Source organism: Microcoleus sp. Z1_B2 (genome assembly GCF_036700325.1).
In the GTDB taxonomy this organism is placed as follows: Bacteria; Cyanobacteriota; Cyanobacteriia; order Cyanobacteriales; family Microcoleaceae; genus Microcoleus.
The window spans coordinates 1-16,225 of record NZ_JAUBOQ010000067.1 but is presented as its reverse complement, the minus strand read 5'-3'; the positions used below and the strand labels follow the sequence as shown (position 1 = coordinate 16,225).

The following is a 16,225-nucleotide window of genomic DNA, read 5'->3' as shown; positions in this document are numbered from 1 at the left end:
CGATGCCATACCAAAGAGTTTTTTTGAACCTAGTCGTCCACGATTGAAACCCATGCAGGGAAGGAAGGCGGAAAAAAGTTTATGTCATATTCCGAGTCTTCCCACTCTTTGACCCAAAGCGGCACGGCGCCTGGGCTAGGAGTTGCAGAAAAGGTGCGTTCTTTGACTTCGATCGAGTGAAATAGCTGTTTTAAAGTATCTCCCCGATCCAAAGCTTCGCTGAGGATGTCGTCCAAGTCAGGATCGACCCGTTTGACACGGTTTTTGTCCTCCTCCAGCCACAGCAGTTTCAAAGACTTCAGATCCCTCGGACTGAGGATGCTCTTGTAGTACACGCGCTTAAGGGTTGCTACGGGCTCCAATGAACGTTCTATCCGGCGAATTTGCTGAACTCGCAGGTAGTGCCATTCCGCTAAACGCTTGCTTTCCGAAGGCGGGAGAGTACCCTTGCCCGCTGCGTGTTTGTAGTCGTATTTAATCAAGCTGCAAGCCATATTGGCTAGCAGGTGAATCAACTGTTTTTCTTTGGGTGTCGCCTGACGCCGTTCCTGGGTTCTTGTCAATACGCGCTGTCTGCGGGTAGTTTCGAGAGTATTTTCCATTGGGTTTTTACGAGATGAAATACGATTGTGCCAGATCCAAATCCCGAACATCAGAAGGTAAGGAAGTTGATAGGCGGGGAAACTCCACCAACAGACTCGCCTTACCTGTTTATTTTCCCATCCACCGTTCTCTGAAACTGATTACCACCCCTGGGATTAGGTAGACTGATCTTGGGATCGAGTTTTAACTACCTCGATCAGAGGCGGTTGGGACAACAAGCACCACAACTACAACCACAACCGCATCAGAGCGAACCACACTCCGGGCGCCAATTATTATTTCCTGCCTTTACCCGTTTTTACCTCTTCTTGGTCCCCATCCTCATTCGTTCCAGTGTAGTTAAAGTCAGGACGACTCTCCCAAGCCGTCAAACTACTGGCTGATGAAGGTTGTGTGGCGATCGCTGAAGCGCTGGCGCTGCCTGCCTGGAAAAAGCCGAAGCCAGCCGAGGCAATTACCCCTAATACTAAGATGCTGTTTTTCATGTTCGATGACCCTGATTTGCGTAGATTGACACTTTTTGGCTCACCCGATCTGTCAGAAATGGGTTGATGCAATAGCCCACTTGTCTTCTGATAAATCTGCCTGCCATAATCAATTCAGACAGGCACACCCGCTTGCGATCGGAAACGCCAGAAGTGACGTGTTACTAATGTCCACGATCATCCACCAACCCGAATCTTTTGGGTAGTGGAGCGAAAGCCATCAGGGCGTCGATCCATCAGGGAGTTATGCCATCAGGGTGCTAATCCATCGGGTAGTTAAGCCATCAGGGCGCATCTTCTACAATTAGCCACAGACTTAACTTTTAGAGTTGAGCGAGTGGTTAGCCAGTTTCTGACCACGCCTTTAAGAATTAAACTTTTTGTGGAGGCATCCTGAAAAGTTTGTTCTTAGGAATCCCCGAACGCGAAAGCCCGGGGAAAGTCAGCAGCATGGAATTCCATGCAATCTAAGTCAACTAAAAAAACGCAGATTAACGATATCTCCCACTCAAGCAGTCCTCAGCCAAACGCTGGGGTTTTTTATTGGCAGCCATTGCTCTGTCTTTTCCTCCAGCATTCGGCAAGCGCAACTGAAGGCAGAAGGTTGACGGCGCTGTGGTTATGAGTTTCCCTGCCAACATCATACCACCGGGTTAATTTTAAAGTATTATTGTAAAAAAAATGTGAAAAAAACGGCGTTTTAGCGTTTTCAATCCGATCGAGTCAAAATTCATCAATTATGTGAACGAGTGTAAAAAATCAAGTGGCGGGGTACAATTGCGCCGATCATAGGATTTGGGGCGAACGCTTGCAAAGATACGGTAAAGATTGACGAGAAGAAAGCTGACCTAGTAGACAATAGAGAAAGAAGAACAAAAAATTTTCCACCATAGTAAGGCCGATAAAAAAAAAACAATCCAAATGCAACAGGCAAACTCCAAACCCTTATTGAATAAGTCATTGCCCAATCTAAAATCTAAAATCTAAAATCTAAAATGGTATCAGCGGGCCATAACTCCAATTTGTAACCTTTCGATCGCACAGCATAGGGGCGTAAAATCTTGATGAATTCCCAGATGACAGCATCCGTCAACTCAACGTACCAATATCAAGTTGGAGGCTATTTGCCTGCCGGTGCGCCCACCTATGTCAGGCGATCGGCAGACAGCGAGCTCTACGAAGGACTCAAAGCCGGAGACTTCTGCTACGTGTTGAGTTCGCCACAAATGGGAAAGTCCAGCCTGCTAGTGCAAACGGCCAAAAGGTTGCAAGCCGAAGGTACAGTTTTTGCCGCCATCAACTTGAGAAGCATCAGCAGCCCAGATATCTCCCCCCAAAAGTGGTATGGCGGAATCATGTACCGCATGGCAAGCAGTTTACACATCACAAACAGGTTTGATGCCATCAAGTGGTGGAACGATCGCGAACTGCTGCCGCCGGTGCAGCGATTGGAGATATTTATCGAAAAAGTTTTGCTCAAGTCACTTCAGCAAAATCTGGTAATTTTTCTAGATGACATTGACAGCATCAGCCGCCTAAATTTTAGTACCAAGGATTTTTTTGCTTTGATCCGGGCTTGTTACTCCAAGCGGGCAGAGCAACCGGAATACGATCGCCTGACTTTTGCTGTTATGGGAGTAGCAGCCCCCTCAGAATTGATCCGAGATCCAAGATGCAACCCTTTTAATGTTGGACGGCAAATTCATTTAAGTCGATTCCAACTGCAGGAAAGTTTGCCGCTAGCAAAAGGATTAGCCCTGAAAGCTTTTCGCCCCCAAAAAGTCCTCCAAGAAATATTAGCTTGGACGGGCGGGCAACCGTTTCTAACTCAAAAAGTTTGCCACTTGGTACTTGAATACGGGCCTTTTATTGGCAGAAATTCGGAAGCTCAGCAGGTTGAAAAACTGGTCAAACACAGAATTATTAAAAATTGGGAAGAAGAAGACGAACCCCAACATTTGATACCTATACGCGATCGCATTTTCCATAACCACTGCGACCTCACGCGGCTGTTAACGCTGTACCAGCAAGCTTTGCAACCGCCCAAGGCAACAAAACCGGGAGAATCCCAGGGAGTACCAGCAGATTACTCTCCCGAAAAACTCGAATTGCAACTGTCAGGACTGGTTGTTAAATTTGAGGGTAAATTAATAGTTTCCAACCTAATTTATCAGTCAGTTTTTAATCAGTTCTGGGTGGAAAAAGAGCTGGGAAAATTGGCTCCTTACCGCTTGGCCCTAGCAGCATGGCTGGCTTCAGACCGCGAAGATGAATCACTGTTATTGACAGGGGAAAGTTTGCAGTCAGCTTTGGATTGGGCGGAGGACAAACAATTAAGCCAAGAACACTATTGGTTCTTGAATCCCGATCGAACTTTTGGGGAAAAACCCACAGTCGTTGTCGCACAAGTTGCAGACAGCAGCATAGACACAGATGCAGACAGCCCCATCCTCACCCCGCCCTCAGATAGTATTCCAACTGGCAGCAACGAACAGAGATTGTACGATCACATCGTCTCCTGCGTGGAAACAGAATCCCCCGCACAGGTGATCGAGCGGTTCCGAAAGCTATTTATCGACGGCATGGGCTATCCCGATCGAGAGATTGAAGCAACTTTGTATAGTATAGTCTCCGTCAAGCGATCGGATCAGGACTTTAAATATCTGCTCCACCGCTGCTGCTACATCCCCATCAACCGCTGGCAATTGCAATCACAAAATCAGTTCGCGATCGCCAAGTTGGTATCTTTATTTAAGCAGACTTCTCCCCGATTCGGGATGGAATTTTACATAGTCAAGCGCTTACAAGAACAAATAAAATTTTTTAATAAAAGTGAAGAATTCCAGACTATAGAGCGCTTAGTAAAAGCCTTAGATAGAGATGCGGAACAGCAGCAACAAGATACAGATTTTCCTTTGGGCGAATTGATATGTCGGTATCCTTATTTGTACGGCTATTCTCTACTGAGCAAGGACAGCATTGAGGAAGACCAACAAACCATCCAAAAACTGGCATTTCAAAGACAGCGACAATTTGAAACACATTTGTCTAAATATTTGAATTATATGGTTGAGCCGAGAAATACAGAAATAGGAATTGTACAGCGAGCGGCTAATCCCACACTTTTGAACGATGCAGAACTGCACTTAGCGGTCAGGGAATTTGCCGGAAAAGTAGCAGGCGATCGCAGCTACAAAGAAGCGGCTCAATTTTTCCTGAGAGATTCCAGAAAAACTCCATCTTACGCCTCATTTAAAGTGGATTTATATGAATATTTAATATCGTCGGTAGAACCAGAATACGGGGGGCGTCAATTTAATGACCGTTTGTACAAACAAATCAAAAATACATTGCGAGAAAATGACTCGGTGAAATTCAATAATCCATTGTTAGTTCGTACTTGCCACCAGTTGTTCAACTTCTTAGTAGTGGAAAATTCTCAACATCCCAGCCACTACGTTTTTTACGATTTGGTGTACAACCTCGGCGCCAGCAGGACAATGGGTTTACTCATGAAACTTGTACTGCTTTCGGGCAAAGTCAAACCTGAGTTGGAAAAGCGATTTTCTATTTTGTTTAATCACTATGAAGGTAAAGCTTCTAATGAAATTATGTGGTTTGTCAAATCCTTGGAAAATTTCAATGTGGCTTTGGTTGTGAATTTTGGTAAGACGGATTTGTCTTTGGTTAAACAGCAGCTTATTTTGGCTTAAGAATAACAAAATCGCTCGAACAGGGTTATATAATAGTATTAATTAAAAAAAATCCAGGACCAACAAATGAAAGCCTTTGAAGTCACAGGAACGATCGACGAAAAAGGTCAATCGATTTTAGATTTTAGATTTTAGATTTTAGATTTTAGCATTGACTTGCGCGAGATAAATACGTTCGGCAAGTTTCATCGGATACAGGTTGTTTATTTCACCGGTCCTGAGTCTGCTTTCGGAATGAATCCGGGGGCTTGTATCCTGGATGCTTTCGGTCAATTATTGCTCGATCGACCTTTAACCGCAGAAACTCCCGGCCGCGTGCGAATCATCGTTCTTCTTCCCGAACCTACAGATGAAGCTGAAGACGACCCCGACGATACTCCAGTTGCAGAAGTAAAAGCTAGTCTCAAAAGGGCATTCCAGGAAGCTAAAACCCGACAGCGAATACCTCTTTCTCAAATGTGGGAGGGCATCGATCGATTTTAGATTTTAGATTTTAGATTTTAGATTTTAGATTTTAGATTTTAGATTTTAGACGATCACACGCTCAATCAAGTTCAATAGCCGTCGATCGTACTTTTGTTAACCATTTACTCAAAATCCGATCAAACTCACATCTTGCACTATTCTCAAGGACGGGCAAGATGCCCGTTCCACAAAAAGTAGATTTTCTTGTGGAACAGGCCGGAAAGCCTGTTCCTAAAAGGCTAATTGAGAATGGTGCAAGATGTCAGATCGAACAGATATCAGCCTCAACGAAATCCGCAGCATCATCGCAGAGTTTGACGAAAACGAATAGCGGTGTATTATTAATTCTATGATTAGCTATCTCAAAGGCACAGTAGCCGATATCGCCAAAGGCAGCAACCGCGTCATATTGACTCTCGAAGTCAATCACATCGGCTATGAAATCCAAATTTTGCCCCGCGTGACCGGTCAATTGCCAGCATCCGGCGAAGTCGCCCAAATTTTTACCCACCAGCAAGTTAAGGAAGACCAAATCGTATTGTACGGTTTTGGCAGCGCGGCAGAACGCGATTTGTTTCGGCAGTTGACGAGTGTCAGCGGTGTGGGTGCTCAACTGGCGATCGCACTTCTTGATACTTTAGGATTGCAAGATTTAGTCCAGGCGATCGTCGGCGGTAACACCCGCATCCTCGCCAAAACACCGGGCGTCGGTACAAAAACCGCAGAACGTCTCGCCCTGGAACTCAAAAGCAAACTCTCGGAATGGAGACAGCAAGCAGGTTTGACAACTTCAGTCGCCGCCGGAGTCCCCCCAGCTATTCAAGAAGAAGTCGAGATGATCCTGCTGGCGATGGGATACACTGCGGCTGAAGTCTTGCAAGCGCTGCAAACCCTCAGTCAAGACAGCACTTTGTCCACCAAAGGTGATGCGGATGATTGGATACGTGAGGCGATCGCCTATTTGAGCCGATAATCGCCTACAATGATAATCCCCTACAATATCTAGCCGCCGGGAATAAAAACCCTGGACGGGCGGGACGCCCATCCCACAATTTTTTTTCCTGTGGGATGGGCGTCCCGCCCGTCCTAAGTATGTTTGCAATTCAAGTCTATTCTGCTCAAAAAACAAACCCATCCTTAGCAAAAATTTTATCGTTATTATGCTTCCCCTGTGATAACATAGGAGATTGTGACAATCGTACAAAAAAAACTAAAATCAATTCATGGCTCTTACACAACAGCGCAAACAAGAAATCATGGGCGACTTCCAAACCCATGAAACCGATACCGGTTCAGCAGATGTCCAAGTCGCCATGCTGACCGATCGCATCACCAAACTCAGCGCCCACCTGAAAATCAACCAAAAAGACTTCGCCTCCCGGCGCGGTTTGATGATGATGATCAGCCGCCGCAAGCGCCTGCTGGCATACATCCAAAAGCAAAATGCCGATCGCTACAAAGCATTGATTGCCCGTCTAGGCATTCGCGGCTAAACACCAAAGCCAAAATTTGCGACAATATTCTTTAATCTTGGACAAACACCAAGACTTATTGAAAAATGTTCGAGATTTCAGGTCAGAGATAAAATATGTCCTCCGAACCACCCCGCAAGCGCTTGCCCTTTGAACCGGCAACAAATCGTAAAAAAACGCCTAAAAAGCCCCCAGAACCCCAAGCAAGCATAGCCTTAGAGTCGGATTCTGCCGACAAGCAGCCGAAAGCTAACAAAACCGGAAAACAGGCGCAATCCATCCCAGAAGTAGTCAGCCAACGCATGATATCTCGCATAGCGGTATTCTGCGGCATACCGACAATCCTGGGAATTTCCACATTTTTTGTCAGCTATTTGATAGTCAGCAAAGGCTTGTTTGATTTGCCCAACACAGCAGTATTGCTGGTAAGCATGGGCTGTTTTGGTCTAGGCGTTCTGGGATTAAGCTACGGAGTCCTCTCAGCTTCCTGGGATGAAGAAGTTTCAGGAAGCACTCTGGGGTGGGAAGAATTTAATACCAATTTTGGACGGATGCGAGAAGCGTGGCGCGCCGCGAAGCCAAAAAGTTAGTCATTAGTTATTAGTTATTAGTCATTAGTCATTAGCTAACAACTAAAATGTTAACCATCTAGAATTTGTTTTTGGGGAGGGAACAAGAACCCGCCCCACAACAATGCTAATAATACTGATATAAATAGATTCTCGATCGCCATTGCATCTATTTTCTCAGTGCATCAGAGTCATCATCCGTTTCTAGCCCAACTAAACAGGCAAAAAAAATATGATTATAGTAATGAAAGCCGGCACTCCAGAAGCCGAGATCGATCGCATCGACGAAGAGCTCCGCACTAGCTGGGGTTTGATACCAGAAAAAATCGTCGGCCGTTACAAAACCGTGATGGGTTTGGTGGGCGACACAGTTGAGCTCGAACCGATGCAACTGCGCGAAATGAGCACCTGGATTGAAGAAGTTCTGCGCGTGGAAAAACCCTACAAACGCGCTTCTCTGGAATATCGCCAAGGAGAACCCAGCGAAGTAACGGTTGCTACTCCTTTAGGAACTGTAACGATCGGCTTGCATCACCCGATCGCGATCGTAGCAGGCCCTTGCTCAGTCGAAAACGAAGAAATGATTGTCGAAACGGCAATGCGCGTCAAAGCTGCTGGAGCTCATTTTCTCCGTGGTGGCGCGTACAAACCGAGAACTTCCCCCTATGCTTTCCAAGGCCACGGCGAGAGTGCTTTGGGATTGCTAGCGGCGGCGCGGGAAGCTAGCGGTTTGGGAATTATCACAGAAGTTATGGATGCGGCCGACTTAAGTGCGATCGTGGAAGTAGCCGACGTGGTACAAGTCGGGGCGAGAAATATGCAGAATTTCTCACTGTTGAAGAAAGTCGGAGCTCAAGACAAACCAGTTTTGCTGAAGCGCGGCATCTCCGCCACCATTGAAGAATGGTTGATGGCTGCTGAGTATATCATGGCTTCTGGGAATCCGAACGTGATTTTGTGCGAGCGCGGAATTCGCGGGTATGACAGGCAATATACACGCAATACCCTCGATTTGTCGGCAGTACCAGTATTGCGGACTCTGACTCACTTACCGATTATGGTTGACCCCAGTCACGGCACCGGTTGGGCGCAGTTTGTACCCTCGATGGCCTTTGCTTCGATCGCCTCTGGTACTGATTCGCTGATGATTGAAGTGCACCCGAATCCGAAAAAAGCTTTGTCTGACGGGCCGCAATCTTTAACACCGGATCAGTTCGACAAGTTGATGGAAGAATTGGCGGTGATTGGTAAAGTCATGAACCGTTGGCCGCAGCCCGTGCCAGTTTTGGCATAGAAACACCAGTAATATAATGTCCGGTCAATTAACCGTAATTCCTGTAGGGGCGGGTTCGCCCTAATTTGCAACACAAAGCCGAGATTCTGGAAACCCGCCCCTCTCCTTGGGTATGACTTACCCGTTAGATCGAATCCGATCGATTAACCATAATATCCCGGCCGGGGCGGGTTTTTGAGATTGTCAATTATTGGCTGGTATTGTTGGCTAACGGGCCCCTACGAAAATCGCGGTCGATCGATTGGACATGATATTATTCATTGAATTAGCGATCGCTCTGATTTAAAATAGCCTCAATTTGATTTTTTACTTGTTCGAGTTCTCGGCGTTTGTCAGCCAGCCAAACTTTTTGGGCCTCGCAATCTGCTTGCTCTCGATCGCGCTTTTCCTGCTGTTCTAATAAATTTTCCCACAGCGAGATCGCTTTTGACATCGCACCGCTATTCGCATCAGCGCGATCGTCAAATACTGTAATAATTCTTTCTTGTACCTTCTCAAAAATAGACTGGGCAGATTCGTCAAATTTCTCAACGCCTAACTCGCAAACTTTTTGCTTAATCTGATCTTTAACAGCATCGCCATCTAAAAAACTAAAGCCAAAACCGCCACCAGCGCCAGCAGCTAAGCCACCCAAAATAACTCCTATAAAACCAAGTCCTGTAAAAAATAGCAACCCAGCACCTACTAATGCACCGAGACCCAAACCAACGCCTAAGCTTTCATCACTACCGATATTTGGGTTAATTGAGGAAGCAATTCCCCTTCCACTTGCGCCAAATCCGCCTAAGCTACCTGCTGTTGCTAAGTTATTGAATTGAGCGACAAGGCTAGTGCTGAGTTGCTGGTCAAACTGTTGAAATTCTTGCCGTATTGCATCAATATCTTCACCGATTTGGCTGTCTAGCACTCCCATATTTTGTTTTAAAATAGACTGTACTTTTTGATTGCCCCAGTCATCAATTTCTTCGGTGATGTCTCGTACAAATTGATCTGCATAATCTTTAGTCAACTTGTCTTGACTCATGATGTGTCCGTGTTCGGAAGTCCAGCGATGACTTTTTGCCATCAGGCGTTCTCCCAATCCTTCCACCCATTCATTCCAAGATTCAATAGCTTCTTCTACAGATTCCTCCCTCAGTTCATTAGCTAAAAGTTTGATTTTCACATCGCGGCCGCTTACTTCCGCCATTTGTTCAAAAATCTTCGCCTTATCTCCTTGAGAAACTGTCAATTTTCCTTCTAATATTTTCCTATATTGAGTCAATTCATCGCAGCCAGTATTAATAATTTGCTTAATTCCGGCGGCTGATTGCTGAAGTGCGATCGCCCCCCGTTCAACAGTCAGAAATTTCTCAATCGAATCAGTAAAACCCTGAAAAGATTTTAGATAATCATCATTTTCATTGCCTGCTAAAATCGCTTCTAATGCAGATTGAGCAGAAATAAAATGAATCCGATTTTCACCAGCAATCAAATTTTGACTTGTAACAATTGTTTCCACCCTTTTTCGTACCTGCTGGCGACTCTCTTCCCGCCGCAGTAAATCGAAAAAATTAACTACCATAAAAATATTACTCGCGCCTTCCTTATTACCATAATTTAGTTCTTTTTTCAAGTACAAAAGCAGTTCCCGCTCTTTCTCCGTTAAAGCATTTTGAGCATGAGTTAAGAAAATAACCGCATCAGTTGTTTTGAGAACCTGTTGGGTGACTAATGTGCGTTCGGCTTGTTCGTTCAACCCAGGAGAATCAATAATTTCTACCCCATTGCGGCACAACTCTAATTCGGGATGTTCAAAAACGATTTCGGCAATTTCCGACTTGGCAATTTCATCGGCATAGGAACCATAAGCCGCTTGTTCCGAAATCGAAGCTTTCTCTTGATATTGTGCAGGTGAAATTTCTTCCTCCCGTCCATTGTGGTAGCGACAAATAACCCGGCGCTGCGAACCATATTTCAAAATAGTCACATTACCGCTACAGGGAATATCGCGCACTGGTTGGATTTCCTCACCAAGTAAAGCATTTAGTAAGGTTGATTTACCTTTACTAAATTCGCCGACAACAGCAACGCGAAAACATGGAGATTGCAATCTCTGAGATACTTTCGTTACTTCTTCTGCTAAAGTAGGAGATAGCACGTTGCGATCGATTCCATTTTGCAGAGTTAAGCCTAGTTTTTCACAAAGAGCATTCAGTTGTTGCCGATACTCCTGAAATTTTTTCAACTCCTGATAGGATGAAACTGATTGCTTTTGATTTGTTTTGTGTTTCGGTTTGGCTGGTAAATGTTCGATAATGTGACTGGCAGCACGGACAAACATAGAATCGAGAGATTGAAATTGCGCTGGATCGAGTAACGAGTGGACTTCTGCTAAAGCTGCTGTATCGCTGATGGCTTGATTGCTAAAACTCGCTTCCAAAACACTCAAAAATCGCGCATTAACTCCGAGTCGATCGGCAATGATGGTCAAATACTGTTTTTCTCGTTCATCTATTGTCCCATCTGCCGCCGACATTTGATACCCAAAACTAATTAACAGCAGTTTTTCCTCCTCGGAAAAGCACGATGTGAGCGCCAGCAACGCCGTCAATTTCTTGTAAACTTGCTGTTCCCGCACGCTCTTAACCATCGGCATTACGAATTGGCGCAAACTGTTGTTAGCGGGAATAAGTTCCGTAAAAATTGTCCGCAATCGCTGTGTTTCCTCAGCACTTACCGTACCGTCGGCATGAATGACTCCCAGCAATACCGTCACCAGCCCCGCCAGGAAAAGCACAGGCGGAGTAATATCCTCTTTTCGGAGGTTTTGCCCGGTCAGCCGCGAAACAAGCTCAACTGTTTGAGGACTAATTAGCGAAGTGTGCATTTGCAGGGCCTATTGATAATTTTTTTTTATTTAAACTAGCATAATATATTAGTTATTCTGTGGATTGGTAACACGGTAGAAATTGATGATGAACTTTGTATTTCCCCCGGCGGTACAGGCTGCGATCGAGGCTGGCAAGTACGTACAAGTGTTTACATCGGCTGGAGTGCCGATCGGCATGGCGAGAGATGCAGCAACGGGAGAGTTTGCGGCCCACGCCGTTGGCGCGGTGGTCAACAACAGCCCCCTATCGCCGTTAGTGTCTCCCGTGCAGCTTGCAATGGGAGGCTTGCAGATGTACCAAAACCACATGGGCTTTCAAGCCGTCCAAACCAGTTTGGGCGTGCTGCAAGCGACAACAGCCGTCATTGGCGTGGGAGTTGCTGCTGGGGTAGCCTTGTCGGCGGTGAATTTGCACCAGACTTTGAAACTAAAAAAAGCAGTAGAAAGGCTGGAAGTTAAAGTAGAAAATGGTTTCATCAATTTAGAACAACTTTTGAAAGGCCAAGGCGCCGAAATTAAGCAATTAATTTCCGAAGTGGTTGCAGATATAAAATTTGAGAACCATCGCCTAGTCTTAGTGCGGGCTTACGGGTTATTTAATCAAGCAATTCAACGAATGCGATCGGCTTTGCAACTGCAAGATATCAACCGCCGCAATGCTGAAATTGATGCAGCGCGAGGGATGTTGTTTGAGGCTTTAGCTGATTACAGAAATCCGCAGTTGTTGTCAGAAACCTGTGCGGCGGGACAGTTGCGGCGGTTAGAGTGCAGTTGGACGATCGAACAAAGTATTATTGCGACTTATCAGGTGCAAAATGAGTATGGGGCTGCGGGCGATCGTATTTCTCAACTTCAACAACAAATCCGTCAAGATAGCCTCGGTATTATACACTGTTGTGACTCAGACGAAGAGCTTGACTTTCTTTTTCCTGAAATTACGTGCATTCACGATCGCGATTTAGTTTTATTAGAGACTTGGCAAAATCAGATTGAATGGATGAAAGCTTTACCGCCAAGTGAATTAAAACAGTTGCAAAGTGCTGATTTTAGTAAATCTGACTCTGCTGTTAAGGTGGAGAAAAACTCAGCCGCAACAGCTTTAGCAATCCCAGATGAACAGTTATTTTATGAAAATTTGAAGCCGAAGTCTCATTTTTACGCGCTTCGCACTCAACTGGAATGGATGCTCGATCGGCAGCGACGTGAAGAGTATGAAGATTATATCATTGAACAAGGGGAACTAGGGGGTCATACAAGTTTAGTATCGTCGAATTTGGAAAAAGCCTCTGATTTGGCTGTGGCTAATCTATTTTGGTACTTCAAAGTCCGGGATGAATCCGAAGAGGAATTAGAATTAGATTCTGATGAAACTACGAATAATACTGCTACTGCTACCGTTGTTGCAGAATCTTTCCCAAGCGATAAGGTTAAGCACCAAATTTATGAAAAACTCAAAGCCGTTGTTGCCAAGCAACTAGAATTTGAGGCAAGTCAAGTCACCATCAACGCTAATTTTGCCAGTGATTTAGGAGCAGATTCTCTCGATGCAGTAGAGCTAATTATGGCCATTGAGGAGGAATTCGACATTGAAATTCCCGATGAAGCTGCGGAGAACATAGAAACAGTTCAACAGGCTGTTGATTACATTTACAAAAAAGTTGCTGTTTAAAAAGCAAAGACAGTAACCAAGTTCAAATTCCTTAAACAGAAGAAAGCACTAGAAAGACTTCAAGCTTTCATGTAATACCAACTCACCAGAGCGATCGGTGTAAGGACACGGCCAAAGCCCATGTCCCTACCAAAAATTGTACGACCAATGTCATTTTCATTATTACAACAAACATCAAAAAAAATGAAGTCTAAATCAGTTACCCAAATCAGCGGAATTCCCGGTCAATTAGTCGGTGCAGTTCCCGTCCGAACCAGCGGTACAGGAACTCTTAAAATTGTTGGGGACACCTTACAAGGAAATTTCACTTCATTTTTTGGGTTAGAAATCAAAGAAATTGTCATTCCCATTCAAAATGTCAAAGCAGTTGAAATAGGGGAAGGCTGTACTTGGTGGCTGCTCGGACTCGGAATTCTAACCCTCGGCTTATTCTTCATTGGTATTATCTTCATTGTGTTGGCTTTTGTTGTAAAACAGCGTTATATTGCCATTTACACGAGTAGTAGTAATCTCATTCTGTTTTGTACAAAAAATGATAAAGTCAACCAGTTTCGTAACGAAATTATAGAAGCTTGTCGTCCCAAACCGAGCTATATGCCCCGACATTCTCAGTCTCCCCCACCACCGCCTTCTTTGCCAAATAGATTCATACTTAGCTAAATTTACCAGGTCGATCGCTATTTCTACCAAAGTGCGATCGCTCTTCTTTTGAGGAAAGCACAAAGCGCGGTAAAAACAAAAAACTTAGGGACATACAGTTTAAGGAGTAAAAATCTAATGCAACTAATTTTGGCAGAATTTTGTGGACGCTGGGGCTGTTCTTGGTGGGAGAAAATTATCACCATCATCTTGGTTAGTCTGAAGGGTAAGGGAGTTGTACTATTGCTGGGATTATTGCTGATTCCCATATTTTTGGTTGTGCTAATATTGCTAGTAGGCTTGATGCCAGCTTTTGAATTTATTGCTAGTTTTGGGAGAGACAAACAAGAACTCCAAAACCCAAACAATTCTCAGGAACAAGACCAAAGCATTTTATCAGCAGGAGCTAAGTTTGTCGGTCGTAGAGGAGCTAAATTTTTGGGTCGTAAATTGAAAGAAGTAAACAAACAGGAAGATGTCAATTCTCATGAACAAGACCAAACGATTGTATCAGCAGGGGCTAAGTTTTTAGATCGTAAAACAGCTAAATTTTTGGGTCGTAATGGGGAAAAAAAGTGATTTAATCCCACCAGTAAACCACAACAGGCGGCGGATTTTCATAACCCCCATAACCAATAAACACAGATGCCCGATCGCGATCCATCACTTGCACATCATCCGCCATCCAAGTCTTCCCAAAATCAACCAGCGGGTAAACGCAATCATCATCCCTACTCCAAATATAAAGCGTATCAGCGTGCCAGCGATCGTCCAAATCTCGCAGCAATAAACCCAAATTACTGTAAAGCCTACCGCTATTTTCATCCTCCGCAATCAGCGGCAGCATCATAAAATTCAGCCACAAATCTCTGTTCTGATATAGATCGGTTAAAATCGGTTCCGGGTCGAAATTATTCCAGCGTCCATTTTGCATCATCAGCGCTTCCATCAACTGCTGCGGCGTACATTCTCCGACAGCTAGCGACAAATCCACGCGCGGTGCAGGTGCATTTTGTCGAAATTTTTTATTTCTACCGCCTCGCCTTTCAACAAGCGTTTGGCGGCGTTGATGGCGCGGTTGAGCTTCAAAAACCCACGCCCCCCGCGAGTAACTTTTGGGAGTACCAACAGCGGGCAATGGTTCGGGAATTTCGTTAAATCCTGCCAGCAAGCGCTGATATCCGTCTGCTTCATCAAATGTCACCCAGTGCGATCGCCACACGCACTCCAAAACAAAACCAATTGTAACGCAAGGAGTGCGATCGCAGTCCATCAGGGCGATCGACCAATCATCGCTATCTTCAAACCGAGACAGCCACTGCGAAGCCGCCTCCCATTTAGGCAGCAAGTCTCCTTCTGGAGATTTCCGCATTTCCTTCATAAGCCGCACTCTGTCTGACGGAGTGAACATTTTAGGTTAGCCGCGAAGTTGAATAGTTCATTTGTAGCACAATTATTTAATCCAAACCATCAAAGCTCGATCGGGGTGATTGTCAGAATTAAAAAGTGCGATCGAGTCTGTAGGGTGCACACTGCGCACAAAGCCTCTACCAATAGCGGATCAAACCATTTTTTTGGGCAAATTTTTAAATTTATAGTCATTTCAAATAAATGTGAGACAAATGCAAGATGATGTAAAATCAAGAAAAATTGTTAACTCGGAGCCGAAAAATGGCAGACAGTCTAGATTTAAGAAAAAGAGTAGTGGATTATGTGGAAAATGGAGGGGGTATAACCAAAGCCGCCGCCCTGTTTAAAGTAGGAAGAGCAACAATATACAGATGGCTAGGGAGGGAAGACCTTCGAGCCACTAAGGTATAACACCGTGAGCGAAAGATAGACTGGGAAATGCTCAGAAAAGATGTAGAAGAAAATCCCGAAGCAAGATTAATAGAAAGAGCAAGGAAATTCGGGGTGAGAGCGAGTGCCATATGCTATGCCTTAAAGAAAATGAAAATTACGAGAAAAAAAAAAGAATTTCGTTATAGAGAAAGGAATAGAGAAGAAAGAATACAATACTACCAAACACTGAGAAATTTAATTAAAGCTCATGGGAGTAAAAGCCTTGTATTTATTGATGAGTCAGGGTTTGAAGAGTTTCATGCTTGTGTTTATGCGTGGTCAAAAAAAGGGAGAAAAGTATATGGGGAGAGACAAGGAAAACGCGGAAAAAGAGAAAATTTAGTAGCAGGAAGAAGAAAAGGAAACAAGGACTTGATTGCACCTATGGTCTTTACAGTCCGCTTTAATGCAGAAAGTTTTGAAGGGTGGTTAGCTTTATATTTATTGCCATCTTTAACAATACCATCAATATTAATCATGGATAATGCACCGATTCATCGTAAGACAGCAATTAGGCTCCTGGTGGAGGAGGCAGGTCATCAGATAATATTTTTACCAAAATACTCTCCTGACTTAAATGATATTGAGCATGATTTTAGTGC

Annotated in this window: 13 protein-coding genes and 1 pseudogene; 10 read left to right on the top strand and 4 right to left on the bottom strand. The window is 44.5% G+C overall.

The features are described from left to right. Positions 1-29: 29 nt before the first annotated feature. Together QT984_RS27210 and QT984_RS27205 are read right to left on the bottom strand one after the other, a co-directional pair. Entirely contained in the window at positions 30-602 is a 573-nt protein-coding gene (locus QT984_RS27210; RefSeq protein ID WP_333058257.1) for a hypothetical protein, read from the bottom strand. A 276-nt stretch (positions 603-878) separates the two neighbouring features. Further along, entirely contained in the window at positions 879-1,088 is a 210-nt protein-coding gene (locus QT984_RS27205; protein ID WP_333058256.1) for a hypothetical protein, read from the bottom strand. 1,076 nt (positions 1,089-2,164) lie between these two features. Here QT984_RS27205 and QT984_RS27200 point away from each other — a divergent pair. From QT984_RS27200 to aroF, 6 genes are all read left to right on the top strand, one after another. After that, the gene (locus tag QT984_RS27200; RefSeq protein WP_333058255.1) at positions 2,165-4,801 is read left to right on the top strand and encodes an AAA-like domain-containing protein; all 2,637 of its coding nucleotides are present in this window, start codon (positions 2,165-2,167) and stop codon (positions 4,799-4,801) included. Positions 4,802-5,035: 234 nt separating this feature from the next. Beyond that, on the top strand, positions 5,036-5,284 hold the full coding sequence (locus QT984_RS27195; protein WP_333058254.1) for a type II toxin-antitoxin system RelN family antitoxin: 249 nt from the start codon (positions 5,036-5,038) through the stop codon (positions 5,282-5,284). A 331-nt stretch (positions 5,285-5,615) separates the two neighbouring features. Then, positions 5,616-6,239 (top strand): Holliday junction branch migration protein RuvA, encoded by a 624-nt coding sequence (gene ruvA / locus QT984_RS27190; protein WP_333058253.1) that lies wholly within the window; start codon positions 5,616-5,618, stop codon positions 6,237-6,239. A gap of 250 nt (positions 6,240-6,489) precedes the next feature. After that, positions 6,490-6,759 carry a 30S ribosomal protein S15 gene (gene rpsO / locus QT984_RS27185; protein ID WP_015174482.1) on the top strand — a complete coding sequence of 90 codons (270 nt, stop codon included), beginning with the start codon at positions 6,490-6,492 and terminating at the stop codon, positions 6,757-6,759. 95 nt (positions 6,760-6,854) lie between these two features. After that, positions 6,855-7,328, top strand: a complete 474-nt coding sequence (locus QT984_RS27180) for a PAM68 family protein (RefSeq protein WP_333058252.1) — start codon at positions 6,855-6,857, stop codon at positions 7,326-7,328. 211 nt (positions 7,329-7,539) lie between these two features. Beyond that, positions 7,540-8,601 carry a 3-deoxy-7-phosphoheptulonate synthase gene (gene aroF / locus QT984_RS27175; protein WP_333263888.1) on the top strand — a complete coding sequence of 354 codons (1,062 nt, stop codon included), beginning with the start codon at positions 7,540-7,542 and terminating at the stop codon, positions 8,599-8,601. Positions 8,602-8,866: 265 nt separating this feature from the next. Here the strand turns inward: aroF and QT984_RS27170 are convergent, their stop codons facing one another. Further along, the gene (locus QT984_RS27170; protein WP_333375342.1) at positions 8,867-11,470 is read right to left on the bottom strand and encodes a dynamin family protein; all 2,604 of its coding nucleotides are present in this window, start codon (positions 11,468-11,470) and stop codon (positions 8,867-8,869) included. 1,441 nt (positions 11,471-12,911) lie between these two features. Here QT984_RS27170 and acpP point away from each other — a divergent pair. From acpP to QT984_RS27155, 3 genes are all read left to right on the top strand, one after another. Next, entirely contained in the window at positions 12,912-13,142 is a 231-nt protein-coding gene (acpP, locus tag QT984_RS27165; RefSeq protein WP_333058560.1) for an acyl carrier protein, read from the top strand. Between the two features lie 183 nt (positions 13,143-13,325). Next, the gene (locus QT984_RS27160) at positions 13,326-13,802 is read left to right on the top strand and encodes a hypothetical protein (protein ID WP_333058558.1); all 477 of its coding nucleotides are present in this window, start codon (positions 13,326-13,328) and stop codon (positions 13,800-13,802) included. 117 nt (positions 13,803-13,919) lie between these two features. After that, positions 13,920-14,360: a hypothetical protein gene (locus QT984_RS27155; protein WP_333058557.1), complete on the top strand. Its 441-nt coding sequence runs from the start codon at positions 13,920-13,922 to the stop codon at positions 14,358-14,360. Between the two features lies 1 nt (position 14,361). On the opposite strand, the gene QT984_RS27150 is transcribed toward QT984_RS27155, so the two are convergent. Then, entirely contained in the window at positions 14,362-15,162 is an 801-nt protein-coding gene (locus QT984_RS27150; protein ID WP_333058556.1) for a hypothetical protein, read from the bottom strand. 290 nt (positions 15,163-15,452) lie between these two features. On the opposite strand from QT984_RS27150, the pseudogene QT984_RS27145 reads away from it, so the two are divergent. Continuing rightward, a pseudogene (locus QT984_RS27145) lies at positions 15,453-16,225 on the top strand (IS630 family transposase); the annotation flags it as partial.